The sequence below is a fragment of the Streptomyces sp. NBRC 109706 genome (assembly GCF_000974485.1).
Lineage (GTDB): Bacteria > Actinomycetota > Actinomycetes > Streptomycetales > Streptomycetaceae > Streptomyces.
The window spans coordinates 207,348-222,672 of sequence record NZ_BBOM01000013.1 but is presented as its reverse complement, the minus strand read 5'-3'; the positions used below and the strand labels follow the sequence as shown (position 1 = coordinate 222,672).

The 15,325-nt window shown below is 71.4% G+C and carries 15 protein-coding genes; 6 read left to right on the top strand and 9 right to left on the bottom strand.

Going from position 1 to position 15,325, the window contains the following annotated elements; genetic code table 11:
- Positions 1-89: 89 nt before the first annotated feature.
- Positions 90-626 (top strand): GNAT family N-acetyltransferase, encoded by a 537-nt coding sequence (locus AOM46_RS29680; RefSeq protein ID WP_078857320.1) that lies wholly within the window; start codon positions 90-92, stop codon positions 624-626.
- Here AOM46_RS29680 and AOM46_RS29675 read toward each other — a convergent pair.
- The 5 genes from AOM46_RS29675 to AOM46_RS29655 all read right to left on the bottom strand — a co-directional run bounded on the left by AOM46_RS29675 (position 623) and on the right by AOM46_RS29655 (position 7,047).
- The gene (locus tag AOM46_RS29675) at positions 623-1,867 is read right to left on the bottom strand and encodes a hypothetical protein (protein ID WP_158920765.1); all 1,245 of its coding nucleotides are present in this window, start codon (positions 1,865-1,867) and stop codon (positions 623-625) included. The two genes, AOM46_RS29680 and AOM46_RS29675, sit on opposite strands and share 4 nt — an antisense overlap.
- Before the next feature lie 10 nt (positions 1,868-1,877).
- The gene (locus AOM46_RS29670) at positions 1,878-3,287 is read right to left on the bottom strand and encodes an ATP-binding protein (RefSeq protein ID WP_062217374.1); all 1,410 of its coding nucleotides are present in this window, start codon (positions 3,285-3,287) and stop codon (positions 1,878-1,880) included.
- A 109-nt stretch (positions 3,288-3,396) separates the two neighbouring features.
- The gene (locus AOM46_RS29665) at positions 3,397-4,950 is read right to left on the bottom strand and encodes an SCO6880 family protein (protein WP_062217372.1); all 1,554 of its coding nucleotides are present in this window, start codon (positions 4,948-4,950) and stop codon (positions 3,397-3,399) included.
- Positions 4,947-6,233, bottom strand: a complete 1,287-nt coding sequence (locus tag AOM46_RS29660; protein WP_062217370.1) for a hypothetical protein — start codon at positions 6,231-6,233, stop codon at positions 4,947-4,949. Before AOM46_RS29660 ends, AOM46_RS29665 begins: the two co-directional genes overlap by 4 nt.
- The gene (locus AOM46_RS29655; protein WP_062217368.1) at positions 6,223-7,047 is read right to left on the bottom strand and encodes a hypothetical protein; all 825 of its coding nucleotides are present in this window, start codon (positions 7,045-7,047) and stop codon (positions 6,223-6,225) included. Before AOM46_RS29655 ends, AOM46_RS29660 begins: the two co-directional genes overlap by 11 nt.
- A 290-nt stretch (positions 7,048-7,337) precedes the next feature.
- Between AOM46_RS29655 and AOM46_RS29650 the strand changes: the two genes are divergently transcribed.
- The gene (locus AOM46_RS29650; RefSeq protein WP_078857331.1) at positions 7,338-7,853 is read left to right on the top strand and encodes a GNAT family N-acetyltransferase; all 516 of its coding nucleotides are present in this window, start codon (positions 7,338-7,340) and stop codon (positions 7,851-7,853) included.
- A 97-nt stretch (positions 7,854-7,950) separates the two neighbouring features.
- A complete protein-coding gene (locus AOM46_RS32660; protein ID WP_078857319.1) occupies positions 7,951-8,292 on the top strand; it encodes an STAS domain-containing protein in 342 nt (113 codons plus the stop codon).
- On the opposite strand, the gene AOM46_RS29645 is transcribed toward AOM46_RS32660, so the two are convergent.
- The gene (locus AOM46_RS29645; protein ID WP_062217363.1) at positions 8,179-9,195 is read right to left on the bottom strand and encodes a sigma-70 family RNA polymerase sigma factor; all 1,017 of its coding nucleotides are present in this window, start codon (positions 9,193-9,195) and stop codon (positions 8,179-8,181) included. The two genes, AOM46_RS32660 and AOM46_RS29645, sit on opposite strands and share 114 nt — an antisense overlap.
- 302 nt (positions 9,196-9,497) lie before the next feature.
- Here AOM46_RS29645 and AOM46_RS29640 point away from each other — a divergent pair, with 302 nt between their 5' ends.
- Complete coding sequence (locus tag AOM46_RS29640; protein ID WP_062217360.1) at positions 9,498-11,024, top strand: protein kinase; 1,527 nt, start codon at positions 9,498-9,500, stop codon at positions 11,022-11,024.
- A 20-nt stretch (positions 11,025-11,044) separates the two neighbouring features.
- Here the strand turns inward: AOM46_RS29640 and AOM46_RS29635 are convergent, their stop codons facing one another.
- From AOM46_RS29635 to AOM46_RS29625, 3 genes are read right to left on the bottom strand one after another with little or no spacing between them, the layout of a single operon-like run.
- Positions 11,045-11,908, bottom strand: coding sequence for an Fpg/Nei family DNA glycosylase (locus AOM46_RS29635; RefSeq protein ID WP_062217356.1), 864 nt, complete (start codon positions 11,906-11,908; stop codon positions 11,045-11,047).
- A 48-nt stretch (positions 11,909-11,956) separates the two neighbouring features.
- Positions 11,957-12,610, bottom strand: coding sequence for an O-methyltransferase (locus AOM46_RS29630; protein WP_062217352.1), 654 nt, complete (start codon positions 12,608-12,610; stop codon positions 11,957-11,959).
- A gap of 34 nt (positions 12,611-12,644) precedes the next feature.
- Positions 12,645-13,892, bottom strand: coding sequence for a hypothetical protein (locus AOM46_RS29625; RefSeq protein ID WP_062217349.1), 1,248 nt, complete (start codon positions 13,890-13,892; stop codon positions 12,645-12,647).
- 181 nt (positions 13,893-14,073) lie between these two features.
- On the opposite strand from AOM46_RS29625, the gene AOM46_RS29620 reads away from it, so the two are divergent.
- Both AOM46_RS29620 and AOM46_RS29615 read left to right on the top strand, forming a co-directional pair.
- Positions 14,074-14,766, top strand: coding sequence for a UbiX family flavin prenyltransferase (locus AOM46_RS29620; RefSeq protein WP_062217346.1), 693 nt, complete (start codon positions 14,074-14,076; stop codon positions 14,764-14,766).
- Positions 14,767-14,834: 68 nt separating this feature from the next.
- Positions 14,835-15,296, top strand: a complete 462-nt coding sequence (locus AOM46_RS29615) for an Lrp/AsnC family transcriptional regulator (protein WP_062217344.1) — start codon at positions 14,835-14,837, stop codon at positions 15,294-15,296.
- The last annotated feature ends 29 nt before the right edge of the window (positions 15,297-15,325 follow it).

Here is a 15,325-nt window from a genome sequence, read left to right as displayed (position 1 = left end):
TCAATCGGTGAACCCCACCCCCTTTTTTTTTGCGTTCCGCAACGAGGACACGCGTTGCGAAGCGCTGCCGCCGATGGCAACATCACCGCATGGGGTACCGCATTCGACAGAGCCGGCGTGAAGACTGGGAGCAGCTACGGGAGTTGCGCCTGGCCGCGCTGCGGGATGCGGTGGCACCCATGGCCTTCCTGGAGCCCTATGAGGAGGCCGAGCGACTCACCCGGGGGGAGTGGGAACGACGCGCCTCCGGTGGAGAGGTCGTGACATTTGTCGGCGAGACCGACGACGGCCGCTGGGTCGGCATGGTGAAGATCGACACCGGCGGTGCCTATGCCGAGGTGATGGGCGTCTATCTGGCGCCCGAACACCGCGGCACCGGCCTGGGCGCCCAGCTCATGCGGGCCGCCATGGACTGGGCCGGCGACCTCGACGTGCGGCTGCGGGTACACCAGCACAATGCCAGGGCCGCGCGGTTCTACCAGAATCTGGGTTTCCGCCGCACCGGCACCACCTCGCCCGACCCCCGCGACGCCTCGTTGTGCGCCTACGAGTTGGTCTACCGTCGCCCCAGGGCCGGCCAGGGCCGGGGCACGGGGCCGCAGCACCAGCCCCCCGTCGGGCACTAGCCCATCGGGTCGGAGACGGTGCCGTCGGCGTCTATCAGGGTCAGTCGCGGCTGCTCCTCGGTGACCGCGTGGATCAGAGCTGATCTGAGGCCCGCCGTATCTGCGCCGGCGCCCACCACATAGAGCGTGGCGCCCTCGTTGGCGAGGTTGTCCAACGCCAGTCCGTCCACCCGCCCGGGAGAACAGGACTGGCGGATATGCACCTGGTCCAGCGGGCGCAGCGCCTCGCTGATCAGCCGGAGAGCCGCGTCGCGGCGACCCGGATGGACGGTGAGGGCGCTCTCCAGCTCCATGGCCGCGCCGCCGGCGGCGCCGGGATGGGTGCGCAGGATCTTGCCCGGCTCCCCCGCCGAGCGGCCGCTCGCCCAGCGTGGGATCTGCTGGAAGGACTCGCCGGCCAGCGCGGCGGCGTGCAGAAAGCAGCGCAGCAGCGTCTCGGCGGTGTCCGCGTCCAGTTGGAAGACGGGCTCCCGGGGGCGGACCGGGGCGAGCAGCCGGGTCGCTCGTTCCCTGGCGTGCGACATCTCGGCGCAGTCCCGCTGCGGTGCCCAGCGCAGGCGGACGGGGGCCTCCGTGAGATGCCCCGGGTCGTAGACATGCACCGGGCCGCGTCGGCCGCGCTGCTTCGCGGTCTTCGCCCAGAGCGTGCCCTCGGGATCGACCACGACCAGGCCCTCGGGGGCGTCCAGCACCGCGCCCACCGGATCGACCATGGGCGGCGGCGTCGACCGGGCACGCGGGACCTGGGGCCGGCTGAACTCCCCGACCGCCGGGGGCTGTTCGGTTGACGAGGTCGGCGCGGTCGGCCGGTCCGCCGGCTCCGGCTCGGGTGGGAAGGTCCGGACGATCCTGCGCGCGTCGCGCCGGGCACGCCAGCGGGCCCAGCGCACGGAGAACCAGAGCACCAGCGAGAAGAGCAGCACCACCTGGGCGAAGAAGAGCAGCCAGAGCAGGCGCGCGCTGGGCAGGGCGGCGGGTTCGGCCGCGGGCCAGGCGCCGGGGATGTCACCTGGCGCGGTGAGAAAGCTTTTCAACGCCTGACCGGTGCGGAGGAAGGAGACGCCGTCGGGCCAACCGCCGTGGCGCAGCCAGCCGCCGATGCCCGTCGCCGACCAGGTGAGCGCGGCAAGGCTGACCAGCAGGCCGAGCCCGGCGAGCAGCAGGGTGTCGGGCACCCCGCCCCCGCGCCGCTGCGGGCCCGAAGGCGGCGGGGGAGCGGACGACTGCTCGTGCTGGGACATGGCGGCCGCCCTACCCCACGCCCTGGCGCTTCTCGAAGGACATCACCCGGGCCTCCGTCTCGGCCTCGAAGGGGTCGTCGTCCTCGGCGATCTCCGCGACCTCCAGCGCGGAGGAGGACTCCGTCATGGCCCGGTCGGTGAAGACCAGCGGCCGTTCCGCCTCTGTGACCAGGTGTTTCACCACCTGGACATTGCCGTTGACGTCCCAGACGGCCATGCCGGGGGTGAGGGTGGGGATGATCTCGACGGCCCAACGGGGGAGGCCGAGGACCTGGCCCGTGGCTCTCGCCTCGTCGGACTTCTGGGCGTAGACGGTGCGGGTGGAGGCCATCTTGAGGATGGCCGCGGCCTCCTTGGCGGCGGCGCCGTCCACCACGTCGGAGAGATGGTGGACCACCGCGACAAAGGAAAGGCCGAGCCGGCGGCCGAACTTGAGCAGCCGTTGGAAGAGCTGCGCGACCGACGGCGAGTTGATGATGTGCCACGCCTCCTCGACCAGGAAGATGCGCTTTCTGCGGTCGGGCCTGATCCAGGTGTGCTCCAGCCAGATGCCGACGATCGCCATCAGGATCGGCATCGCGATGGAGTTGCGGTCGATATGGGAGAGGTCGAAGACGATCAGCGGCGCGTCGAGATCGATGCCGACCGTGGTGGGGCCGTCGAACATGCCGCGCAGGTCGCCGTCGACCAGTCGGTCGAGCACCAGGGCGACATCGAGCCCCCAGGCCCGGACGTCTTCGAGGGCCACGTTCATCGCGTCCGCGGCTTCGGGCAGCGGGTGGCGGAGGCGTTCGACGATATCGGTCAGGATGGGTTGGCGGTCCACCATGGTCTGGTTGACATAGGCGTGGGCCACCTTGAGGGCGAAGCCGGCGCGTTCGTCGAGGGAGCGGCCGAGGGCCACCTCGATGATGGTGCGGAGCAGGGCGAGTTGGCCGGTGGTGGTGATCGCGGGGTCGAGCGGGTTGAGCCGGATATCGCCGTCGAGGGCGGCCATCGGGTCCAGCCGGATGGGGGTGATGCCCAACTCCTGGGCGATCAGGTTCCATTCGCCGACGCCGTCCTCGCCCTGTGCGTCGAGGACCACCACCTGTCGGTCGCGGAAGCGGAGTTGGCGCAGCACATAGGTCTTCTCCAGCGCCGACTTGCCGTTGCCCGACTCGCCGAGCACCAGCCAGTGCGGGGCGGGGAGCTGCTGGCCGTAGAGCTGGAAGGGGTCGTAGATATAGCCCTTGCCGGAGTACACCTCGCGGCCGATGATCACGCCGGAGTCGCCGAGACCGGGGGCGGCGGTGGGGAGATAGACGGCCTGGGCCTGTCCGGTGGAGGTGCGTACCGGTAGCCGGGTGCTTTCGGTCCTGCCGAAGAGCAGGCTGGTGAATGCCTCGGTGATGGCGTTCAGTGGGTCGCGGGGCGGCATGGCGGCACCTCCTTCACCGTGCGGACCGGCCGTGGTCGGGCGGCGGGTTCGTCGGGTCCAACGGGTGGGTCGGGGACTGGGGTGAGGCGTTCGGGGACTCGGCCATGGGTCACCGTCTGATGCCGGTGGCGAAGGGCAGGGTGTTGACGAAGGCGCGGTGGTGCTCGCGGTCGCACCACTCCAGCTTGAGATAGGACTTGCCGGCCGAGGCACGGATGGTCCGCTTGTCGCGGGCCAGCGACTCGGGGTTGGGGGAGGAGACCGTCAGATAGCCGACGAGGTTGACGCCGGCGGCGCCGGAGGCGAGGTCGTCGCCGCGCTGGTCGACCCGGTTGTGTGCCGCGACATCGCGGGGGTCGACCGTGCGGTTCATCTTGGCGGCGCGGGACGCCTCGGCCTCGTCGTTGGTCTTCTCGGTGAGCATCCGCTCGATGGCCAGCTCGGTCGGTTCCAGATCCATGCAGACGGCGACCGTGCGGATGACATCGGGGGTGTGGACCAGCAGCGGGGCGAGGAAGTTGACGCCGACGGGGGTCAGTGGCCACTCCTTGACCCAGGCCGTGGCGTGGCACCAGGGCTCGCGGGTGCCGGACTCGCGGGTCTTCGCCTGGAGGAAGGTGGGCTCGCGGGCGTCCAACTCGGCGGGCCAGGCGTTGCGCTTGGACATCGCCTGGAGATGGTCGATGGGGTGGTCGGGGTCGTACATCGAGTGGATCAGGGAGGCGAGCCTGGCCTCGCCGAGCGGCTGCCGTACCCGGATGTCGGCCTCGGTCAACCGTGCGCAGATATCGGTCAGTTCGCGGGCCATGACGATCGCCAGGGCCTCATCCCTGGAGAGGCGGCGCTGTCCGCGTTGCGCCCTGGACGCCTTGGCGATGGTGCTGGCCTCGTTGCTCAGCTCGCGCGAGTGGTTCATACAGGCGACCAGATAGGCGCGGTGCTGCTCGCTCGAAGTGGACACCATGGACTGGAGCTGGTCGTAGGAGTCCTGGATCCAGGCCGGCGCGGCCTGGTCGCCGCGCTCCCGCACGTCGTTGGCGTGGGCGTCGGGGTCGGCGGGCAGGGTGCGGGCGAGCATCTGCAGCCGGGTGACATGGCCGTCGCCGTTGGCCACATGCTTCAGCAGCGTGCCGAAACGTTCGACCAGGGCCTCCTGGTCCTCGCTGTCCCTGAGGCCGACGCCCGGGCCCTCGATCTCGATCGCCGTGGTGATGGTGCGGCGGTCGGTGTGGAGCAGCACGGCCAGCTCGTCGGGGCCGAACGGGGCGGCCACCCACTGGATCCGGCCCACGCCGGGCGGCGTGCCGATCTCGATCTCGCGACCGTTGATGAGGGTGCCCGCCTCGGGGGCGGCGGACCGGTATGTGGCGCCGCGCCGCAGGAGGCGGCGGAAGGAGCGGTTGATCTCGAACCACCTGTAGAACGTGCGGCCGTTGTAGGGGACGTAGACGGCCGCCAGGGCGAGCATGGGGAAGCCGACCAGGCCGACGATCCTGGCGGTGAGGGCAGGGATGAGGATGCCGCTCATCATCCCGAAGAACGCGCCCACGACGATCAGCGCGATCTCGCCGGTCTCGCGGTTGCGGCCGACGATGGCCTGCGGGCGGGCGCGCCCGATGAGATAGGTGCGGCGACGGGTCAACGTCTGCGGTGGGGCGGTCACCGGCTATCCCTTCGATTCCCCGGATTTCCCCGGCGGTTGCCTGCTTCCGAGGACGATGACGAACCGCTCTGGCCCGAACGGGTACTGTGCGCCGCGACTCCACCGGCCACCGGGTTGGTGGGGCGGGCGCCGCCTCCGCCTCCGCCGCCCCCGGAGGCGCCTCCTCCACCGCCGCCCTCCCGGGTGCCATGGGTGCTCATGCCCTGGCGGAGCATGGTGGCGGGGCTGGAGATGGCGGCCTTCGCGGCGCGGCTTGAGGTGTCCTGACGCATCTGGCGGTGGTTCACGATCTCGTCGCCGAAGCCGGGGACGAAGCGGTAGATCATGGCGGAGGCGAAGATGGCCAGCAGGATGATGGCCAGCCCGGAGATGATCGACGAGGTGGCGGTGGGGCCTTCGGCGGTGGTGAGGGCCGCGGCCAGGCCGAGGACGATCACGATGACCGGTTTGATCATGATGATCGCGATCATGATGCCGGCCCAACGTCGGACATGGCTCCAGAGGTTCTTGTCGACCAGGCCCGCGTAGACGGCGGTGCCCAGCAGTGCGCCGACGTACAACATGGCGGCTCTGATGACCAGTTCGAGCGCGAGCACGCCGGCGGCCAGGATGGAGATCAGCGAGACCACGATCAGCATGATGGGGCCGCCGCCGATGCTCTCCCCGGACTCCAGGGCGGCGGCGAAGTCGCCGAAGAAGGCGTCGGAGTTGTCCCCGGTGCCGGCGACGATGGCGTCGGTGACGCCGTCCGTGGCGGAGACCACGGCGTAGAGGATCAACGGGGTGAAGGCGGAGGCCATCACGGTGAGCCAGAGGAATCCGATGGCCTCGGAGACGGCGGTGGTCAGGGGGACGCCGCGGATGGCGCGTTTGACGATGGCCAGCAGCCAGAGGATCAGGGTCAGGACGGTGGAGGCGGCGAAGACCACGGCGTACTGGCGGAGGAACGACGCGTTGGTGAAGTCGACGTTGGTGGTGGCGGCGACCAGATCGGAGAGCTCGTTGACGATCCAGGCGGCGGCGTCGGCGCAGCCGCGCGCCAGGGAGGACAGCGGGTCGAGCGAGTCGTTGAGCGACGCCCCCCCTCCACCGCCCTCACCACCGCCGCCACCACCGTCACCATCCCCCTCGCAGTAGTCCCTGGCGGGGCCGGGGATCCGCGCGCACTCGGGGTTCTCCTCCTCGTCGGCGTGCGCGGCCGGGGCGGTGGCGACGCCGGCGGCGAGCAGGCCCACCGGGGCGAGGGTGAGGGCGGTGAGTCGCCTCCGGGTCTCAGCGCGCATAGGTGAACCCCCCGTATTCCTCTACCGCTTCGGCGATTTCCTCCGCGCCGGAGACGCGGTTGTCCCCGTTGACGGGGGTGGGGCCCTCGGTCTGTTCGGTGTCGACGACCTTCCAGTCGGAGCCCTCCCAGACCAGTGTGAAGTGCATGGTGAACCAGCTGGTGCGGACCGGGTTGAGCGAGTCGAGACCGGCCACGCCGAAGAGGCCGGAGCACCAGACGGAGACCTCGGCGGTGGTCGTGCTGTAGGTCTCGACGCTGCTGCCGATGGGCAGCGTGCGGTTGACGAAGGTGCTGCCCTCGGGGGCGATGCCCTCGCTGTCCAGGCCGATATCGGTGTTCAGGGCCTCGCTGTAGTCCGCGCCATAGGAGGCGAGGAGCTGCTCCACCGTCTCAGCGGAGCTGATCGTGCCGACGATCGCCTCGCGTTCCGTCGGGTTGAACATGCCGGTGCCGCCGAGGGCTACGGCGTAGTTGGCGGCTGCGCTCTGGGCGCCCTGTTCTGTTTGGGGGAAGCCGGAGGGGATGCCGTTGGTGCTGCCTTCGACGGGGAGTTCGCCGGTGGGGGAGGTGGGTTGGGACCGGCTGCCCTGGTCGTTGTCGGCGGACTGGCCGTCGTTGTCGTCTCTGGCCTGGTTGGCGAAGACGATCGCGGCGACGAGGAGGACGATCACTCCCACGATGGTGACCGTGTTCCGGCCCGGGGACGAGGAGGTCCGGCGGATGGAGGGTTCCGGCTGGTCGGGGAGGCGTGTTCTGGTCTGGGCGGGGGTGCGGCGGGCGTGTGTGTCCTCGTAGTCGTCGCCGTAACTCATGTTCGCGCCCCCTCAACAGCAGCGAGTCTATTACCTCCTCACATGACGTTAGCGCCCTCCACTGACGTTCCGCCCCTCCACAGCGGAGTTGATCTCCGCTGGTTCGGCCGTGCTTCGTGTGCCGGCGTGCCGGGGGGCGCCCGGCGGCTGGTGGTTGCTGACGGCGTGGCCTGCTCGGACGTGATCCTCCGTTGGTCTTCCGGGAGTTGGGAATCGTCCCCGGGCCCGCCGGTGGTCTCGGGGTGATATCCGTTGGCCGCCGGCGCGGACCCGGTGCTGGGATGGCGACCATGGCTGAGAGCAACGGGACCGGTGGGACCAGCGAGAGCAGTGAGAGAAAGGAGACCGGTGGGGCGAGCGCGGCTCCGGGCGTCGGCGCGGCCGGCGGGGTGGGGATTCGTGCGGCCGGGGTGGCGGAGGTGGAGCGGGTGCTGGAGTTCTGGCGCACGGCGGCCGAGGGCACCAGCGTCAGTGATGACGTGGCCGGGGTGGCCGGGTTGGTGGCGCGGGATCCGGAGGCGTTGTTGCTGGCGGAGTGCGGTGGCGAGTTGGTGGGTACGGTGATCGCCGGGTTCGACGGGTGGCGCTGTCATCTCTATCGGCTGGCGGTGGCTCCCGGCTGGCGCCGGCGTGGGGTGGCCTCGGCGTTGTTGGCGGCTGCCGAGGCGCGGTTCGCCGCCCTGGGGGGTCGGCGGGCGGACGCGATGGTGCTGCTCCGGAACGAGTCGGCGCGGGCCGCCTGGTCGGCCAACGGGTATGGCCCCGAGGCTCATTGGCAGCGGTGGGTGAAGCCGTTGCCGCGCTGAGCCGGGGGGCGGGCTGCGTCCGTTGCCGGGCGGCGCGCCGGGGCGCGATGAGTTCCGCCCGTCGGGCCGGTCTGTGTCTGCGGAAGGGAGACCGGCGATGGGCGAAGTGGTGTTCGTGGTGCGGGGGCCCGTGCGGGGCGCGGATGTGCCGGGGTTGTGCGATCGGCTGGCGGCGGTGGTGCGTGCCAGTGGTGCGCTCCGGGTCACGGTGGACGCCTCGGCGCTGGGCGGTGTCGGGCCCGAAGCGGTGGGCGCGCTGGCGCGGTTGCGGTTGACCGCGAAGCGGCTCGGCTGCGGGGTGCGGTTTGTCGGGGTTGACGAGCGGTTAGTCGGCCTCCTGGGTTGGCTCGGTCTGGGGCAGGTGGTCGGGGAGCCCGAAGAGGGGGAAGAGGCGCGCGGTGTCGAGGAAGCTGTTGATGCCCGTGATCCGCCCGGCTGACGTCTCGATGACCTGGAGCGCCCAGGGGCGGTAGCCGCCGTCGGGGTCGGTGCGGTACTGGCCGAAGGCGCCGCAGCCGTTGGCCTGGGTGGGGATCAGACGGGAGTCTCGGCAGTCGGCGCCGTGGCCCAGCATCCAGGCGGATATGTCGGCGGGGCCGCGCATCCACAGGTCGTAGGGCGGCATGGAGAGCGTGGCGTCCTCGTGCAGCAGGCTGGTCAGCGACTCCATGTCGTAGCGCTCGAAGGCGTCGAGGTAGCGGGCGAGCAGCGCGCGGTTCTCCTCGGAGAGCGGTTCGCTGGGCGCGGATTCGGAGACGCCGCTCTTCGCGAGGGTGGCTCGGGCGCGCTGGAGGGCGCTGTTGACGGAGGCGACGGAGGTGTCGAGCAGTTCGGCGACCTCGCTGGCGCGCCAGCTGAGCACCTCGCGCAGGATCAGCACGGCGCGTTGACGGGGTGCCAGGTGTTGGAGCGCGGCGACGAAGGCCAGCCGGATGGACTCCCTGGTCTCGGCGTGTTCGTCGGGGCTCGGCATGGCACGGGCGTCGGGCATGGGTTCGATCCAGGCGGTCTCGGGGAGGGGCGGGCTCAGGGTGGCGGTGGCGGTGGGGGTGGATTCGGTGAGGTCCATGGGGCGGGCCCGGCGGCCGGCGCCGCTGAGCGCGGTGAGGCAGACGTTGGTGGCGATGCGGTAGAGCCAGGAGCGGAGGGAGGAGCGGCCCTCGAAGCGGTCCAGGGAGCGCCAGGCGCGGATCATGGTGTCCTGGACGGCGTCCTCGGCCTCGAAGGCGGAGCCCAGCATGCGGTAGCAGTAGCCCGTCAACTCCCTGCGGTACTCCTCCAGTTCCTGGGGGGAGGGGGGTTGGGCGGCGGGGTTCGGTGCGGTGGCGGGTGGGGTGCTCATCGGGGGCTCCTGGCCTGTCCTGGGGTGGTTCGCGCAGGTCGGCCGGGGTTCCGGGAGCCGCGCAGGGGGCGGCCCGGGGGCCTCGGCCGGTCCGTCGGTGACGGGGTTGGGTCAAGCTGCGGTCAGCGTAGCCAGGGGCACTGACAACGGCGGTTCGACGTGGCGGTGAGCCCGTCGGGTGGCGGCCGTTGTCTCGGTTCGGGGGCGGGTTCACCGTCCATGGGCTTTGATCGCCGGCGCCGAATAAAGTAGCCGTAGCGGTGTGTGGGCCGGGCCGACCGGGTGAACGGGCAGGGGGGTGCGTGGTGACGCGGGAGCGGATCATCGACGGGCGGTATCGGCTGGGCCGGCAGCTGGGCGAGGGCGCCATGGGGACGGTCTGGGAGGCGCTGGATCTGCGGCTTGAGCGGCATGTCGCGATCAAGCTGGTGGGGTCGATCGCGGTGGGGCGTGATCCTCGGGCGAGGGAGCGGTTCGAGCGCGAGGCGAAGCTGCTGGCCGGCCTCTCAAGTCCGTTTATCGTCACGGTGCACGATGTGGGGGAGACGGTCTTCGAGGGCGATCAACTGGGCCAGTCGGTGCTCTATCTGGTGATGGAGCGGTTGCACGGCCGGTCGTTGGACGAGGTGTTGGCGCAGGAGCTGCCGCCGCTCGCCGAGGTGGCGCGGTGGGGGGAGCAGATCTGTCGGGCGCTCGCGGTGGCCCATGAGTCGGGGGTGGTGCACCGCGATCTCAAGCCCGCCAATGTGATGGTCGGTCCTGACGGGCTGGCGCGGGTGTTGGACTTCGGGATCGCCGCCGTGTTGGCGGAGTCGACGGATCATGCGCGGTTGACGTCGACGGGTGTGGTAGTGGGCACGCCCTCGTATATGTCGCCCGAGCAGATCGAGGGCGGCACCGTGGAGTTCCGCAGCGATCTGTACTCGACGGGCTGTGTGCTCTACGCGCTGGTCACCGGCCGGGCGCCGTTCGGGGGTCCGTCGTTGTACCAGCTGTTGCGGCAGCAGATGGAGAGCGATCCGCTGCCGCCGAGCGAGCGGCGGGCCGGGGTGTCGGCGGAGTGGGATCGGCTGATCCTGTCGCTGTTGGCGAAGCGTCCCGAGGAGCGGCCTGCCAGTGCGACGGAGGTGGCGGAGCGGCTGCGGGCGCTGTCGTTGACGGCCGTCGCCTCGGTCGCGGTGCCGGCGTCCCCGGTGGCGGGGGCGCTGGGGTACGAGCCGACGCGGGTGGATCCCCGGTCGGTGCTGTTGGCGAGTTGTCCGCATCCGGACGGGGGCCGGCTGCCGTTGGCGACCGGGCAGCGGATGCGGCTGGGCGATGTGCTGCCCGGTGCGGTGGAGTTCACGGTGGGGGTGGACTGGCGGGTGGTGGACGGTCTCGATGTGGATGCCAGCGCGTTGGTGGTGGACGAGGAGGGGCGGGTGTTGTCGGACGATCATTTCGTCTTCTACAACAATCCGGAGCCCTCGGGGGTGGGTGTCAGGTTGGCGGGTGACGGTTCGGAGGCGCTGTTCTCGGTGCGGTTGCCCGAGTTGCCGGAGGGGGCGCGGCGGGTGGTGTTCGCGCTGTCGCTCGACGAGGAGTCGGCCGGCGGCGGGGATCTGTCCCGGGTGGAGCTGCCGCATCTGCGGCTGCTGGACGCCGGCGCCGAGACGGAGCTGCTGTGCTACGGCTTTCCGCGTGGGCCGGTCGGGGTGTTGGGCGCCACGGTGGGCGAGTTGGTGCGGGACGAGGAGGGGTGGCTCTTCTCGGCGAGCAGCGGTGGCTTCCCCGGCGGGCTGGCGGAGATCGCCGAGTCGCACGGGGTGCTGGTGGAGGGCGAGGGCTGAGGCCGGCCGGCCGGGCGGGGCTACTTCAGCAGCCGGGACATGCGCCGGTCGGCCAGTTGCTTGCCGCCGGTCTGGCAGTGCGGGCAGTACTGCGTCGAGGAGTCGTGGTAGGCGACCTCGCGGATGGTGTCGCCGCAGACCGGGCACGGTTCGCCCGTTCTGCCGTGCACCCGCAGGTTGGTCTTCTTCTCGGCCTTCAGCCGACCGGCCGCCACGCCCTCGGCGCGTTCGACGGCGTTGGCCAGGGTGGCGCGCAGCGCCTCGTACAGCCGGGTGACTTCCGCCTCGTCGAGGCGGGCGGCGATCAGGAACGGGGACATGCGGGCGGCGTGCAGGATCTCGTCCGAGTAGGCGTTGCCGATGCCGGCCAGCACGCCCTGGTCGCGCAGCACGCCCTTGATCCGGCGGTTCTCGCCGCGCAGCAGCTCGGCGAGGTCGGCGGCGGTGAACGAGGGCTCGAGCGGGTCGGGGCCGAGGCGGGCGACGCCCGGCACCTCGGCGGGGTCCCTCACGCAGGAGACCGCCAGGCGTTTCTGGGTGCCGGCCTCGGTGAGGTCGAAGCCGGCACCGTCGGTGAGGACGACGCGGAGCGCCAGCGGGCCCTTGCCGCGCTTGGGCGGCGCGGTGGGCTGGACGTCCCGCCAGCGCAGCCAGCCGGCCCTGGCCAGATGGGTCAGCAGATGGTGGCCGTTGTCGAAGGCGAGATCGAGGAACTTGCCATGGCGTTCGACCGCGGTGACGGTCCGCCCCTCGATGCTGGTCAGCGGCGGGTCGTAGGTCTTCAGGCTGTGGAATGCGACGGGGACGGCGCTGGCGACGGTTCGTCCCACGAGGTGCTCGGAGAGGAAGGCGCGCAGTGCCTCGACTTCGGGTAGCTCGGGCATGAACTCCAGGATATGCCCGGTTTGTCGTAACGGTGAGTAAGCATACGATCATTCGGTGCGCTTGCGGATCAGGGTGACGCCGTCCCGCACCGAGAGCAGCACCGAGTCGACCCGCTGGTCGGCGGCGACGGTGTCGTTGATCTCACGGATCGCCCGGTCGGCCGGGTCCTGGGCCTCGGGGTCGACGACGCGGCCGGAGCGGAGCGTGTTGTCCAGCACGATCAGCCCGCCGGGGCGCAGCCGGCGCAGCGTCTCCTCGTAGTAGACGGGGTAGCTCACCTTGTCGGCGTCGATGAAGGCGAAGTCGAAGGTCTCCGTCTCGGGCAGCGCCCGGAGGCTGTCGGCGGCCGGGCCGAGCCGGAGCTCGATGCGGTCGGCGACGCCGGCGCGCTCCCAGTAGCGGCGCGCGACGGAGGTCCACTCGTCGCTGACGTCCAGGGCCAGCAGGGTGCCGCCGGGGGCCAGGCCGCGGGCGATGGAGATCGACGAGTAGCCGGTGAAGGTGCCGATCTCCAGGGCCCTGCGGGTGCCGGTGAGGCGGGTCAGCAGGGTGAGCAGGGTGCCCTCGTCCTGGGTGATCTGCATGCTCAGATGGTCGGGCAGGGCGGCGGCGGTCTCGGCGGCCAGATCGCGCAGCACGTCGTCGGCCGGGGTGGCATGGGCCAACAGGTAGGCGTTCAGGGCTGGGTTGACGATGTCCATGCCGGGCACCCTACGCCGCGCCCCCGGCCGGGTGTCAGGGCTGCATCGGCCCCGGCAGATCGGCGCGGTTCTCGTCCTCGGCGCGCTGCTGCTCGCGAAGCTGCAGGTAGAGCAGGGCGACGGTGAGGTCGTCCGGGGACACGGGGCCCGCGGATTCGGGGGCGGTCAGGGCGAGGGCGGCGCCGCCGGCCAGGGAGAGCCGCAGCGGGAGCGAGCCGGCGTCCGGCCCGCCGAACTGGCCCAGGTCGAAGGTGGCCTCGGCGAGCACCCCGTTGCGGATGGCCAGCGCGGCGGTCACCTCGGCGTCGGGGTCGGTCGGCTCGCCGACCACGGGCGGCAGGCCGAAGCGCCGGGTCTGCTCGTTGAGCAGATCGGTCAGCGGGGCCAGCGCGCGGTGCGCCTGCTCGGCCGACATGTGCAGGGTGACGCGTTCGGCGCCGCGCGCCTCGCCCTCGTGCCGGGTGGTGGCGCCCTCGCTGAGCGCGCTCTCCAGCTGGTCGGCCAGCTCCCACTGGGTCTCGGGCCGGAGCAGGACGCTGCCGTCCTCGATCGATCCGGCGAGGTCGAAGGCGATCTCGGGGGAGACGCCGCCCTGGTCGCCGAGGGTTTCCGCGTAGGCGGGGTACTGGAAGGGGTCGACCTCGACCCAGTCGCCGTGCAGCGCGCGGGCGGCGGCGGCGAGCGGCTCCGGGAGCCGTCGGGCGTCCTGTGCGAAACGTTCCGCCCGGGCGACGGTGGCCTCGTCCCCGCCGTAGACGTCCTCGACCAGGGCCTCGGCGCCGACCCGCAGATAGGTGAGATCCTCGACCCGCTTGAGCCCGACCACGTCCCGGCCGCCGAAGTTGACCGTCAGGGAGCTGTTCAGGGGGTCGCCCGGAGTGAGGTCCCGCATCCGGGTCTCCTCCTCCGGGTCGCCGACCGAGAGGGTCAGCTCCAGATCGGCGAGGAGTCTGGCCTCGTGCTCCGAGGGCTCGCCGCCGCCCGTCTCCTCTGACTCCTCTGTCTCGCCCGTCTCGTCCGCCTCACCCGCCAGCTCCGCCGAGCGGGCCAGATAGGCGCGGACCTCTTCTGGGGTGGCGTCCAGGGAGGCGGTGAGGGTGACGGCCTCGCGGGAGAGGAGTTCGTCCTTGGCGTCGGAGACGGCGAAGCCGGCGCCTGCGCTCTCGGCCACCTGGCAGGCCGCGGTCCCGGTGGCGAGCAGCGCTACGCCGCCCAGGGCGGCCAGTCGCCGCAGGCTGTCACGGGTGCGGGTGCGGGTACTGATGTCGGCACTCCTGTCCACGGGGGCAAGGACGAGACCAACCGGGGTGGCCTTGGGATCCAGTGTCCATGCCGCGTTTCCCGAACGATCAGCGGGGCGCCGTCTGTGGCCGATGCGTCACCGTCTGGTAAGCAGCCCGTTGCCTGTAGGACAAGATGCCCCAACTCGGGCGACTGTCAGAGGGGCCGGTTAGCCTCGGGGCATGAATGAGGGAGAGTCGCCCGACGGCGGGCGTCGGCCCTGGGTCGTGGGGGTGTCGGGAGCCTCGGGCACGCCGTATGCGGCGGCCGTGCTGCGGGGGCTGCTGGCCGCGGGGGAGTCCGTCGATCTGGTGGTCAGCCGTGCGGCGCGGCTGACGCTGCGGGACGAGACGGGCATCTCGTTCCGCGACGGGCACTGGGAGGAGGATCTGGCGGACTGGCTCTCCCGAGGCGCCGGGGGCGAACGCGACCGCTACGCCCCGGAGTTGGGGCGGGTGCGGTACTGGCCGGCCGGGGATCTGGCGGCCGGGCCCTCGTCGGGTTCCTATCCGGCGCGGGGGATGCTGATCGTGCCGGCGTCCACGGCGGCGGTGGCCGGGGTGGCGCTCGGCCTCTCCAAGGACCTGCTGCAGCGTGCCGCCGCGGTGACGCTCAAGGAGCGCCGACCGCTGGTGGTGGTGGTGCGGGAGACGCCGCTGAACGGGCCGACGCTGCGCCAGCTGGTGGCGCTGGACGAGGCGGGCGCGGTGGTCCTGCCCGCGTCGCCGGCTTTCTACGCGGGCGCGGTGGTGCTGCAGGATCTGGTGGACTTTGTCGCCGGGCGGGCGCTGGACGCGGCAGGAGTGGAGCACCGGCTGTATCGGCGCTGGCGGGGCGAGCTGGGCGGCGCGGCCCGCGCAGCCGACCACTCGTAGGTGACGGGGTGCGTATGCCTTAGATTCATCTGTGCAATCGACCAGGGGACGAGGAAGGCTCTGCGACGATGGACGCGGTGGACAGGCAGCTGATTCAGGCGCTGCGCGAGAACGGTCGAGCCTCGTACGCCGAGTTGGGCCGTCTGGTCGGCCTCTCCGGCCCGAGCGTCACCGACCGGATCAACCGGCTGGAGGCGGCCGGGGTGATCACGGGCTATCGGGCCACGGTCGACGCGGCGTCGCTCGGCCTCGGCGTCACGGCGCTGATCGGCATCCAGCTCTCCGACGCGGTCGACCACGAGGAGGTCGCCGGCCGGCTGCGGGAGCTGGCGGAGATCGAGGACTGCTGGTTCATCGCCGGTGACGACTCCTTCATGCTGAAGGTCAGGGCCCCCGACGTGGCCGGTCTCGAACGCACCATCCGGCGGCTCTCCCGCACCAGGGGCCTCTCCCGCACCCGCTCCACCATCGTGCTCTCCACCAAATGGGAGAACAGGGTCGGCGAGCTGCCGCAGGACGGGGAGGCGTAGCCTCTGTAAAACGGGGCAAGCACACACGA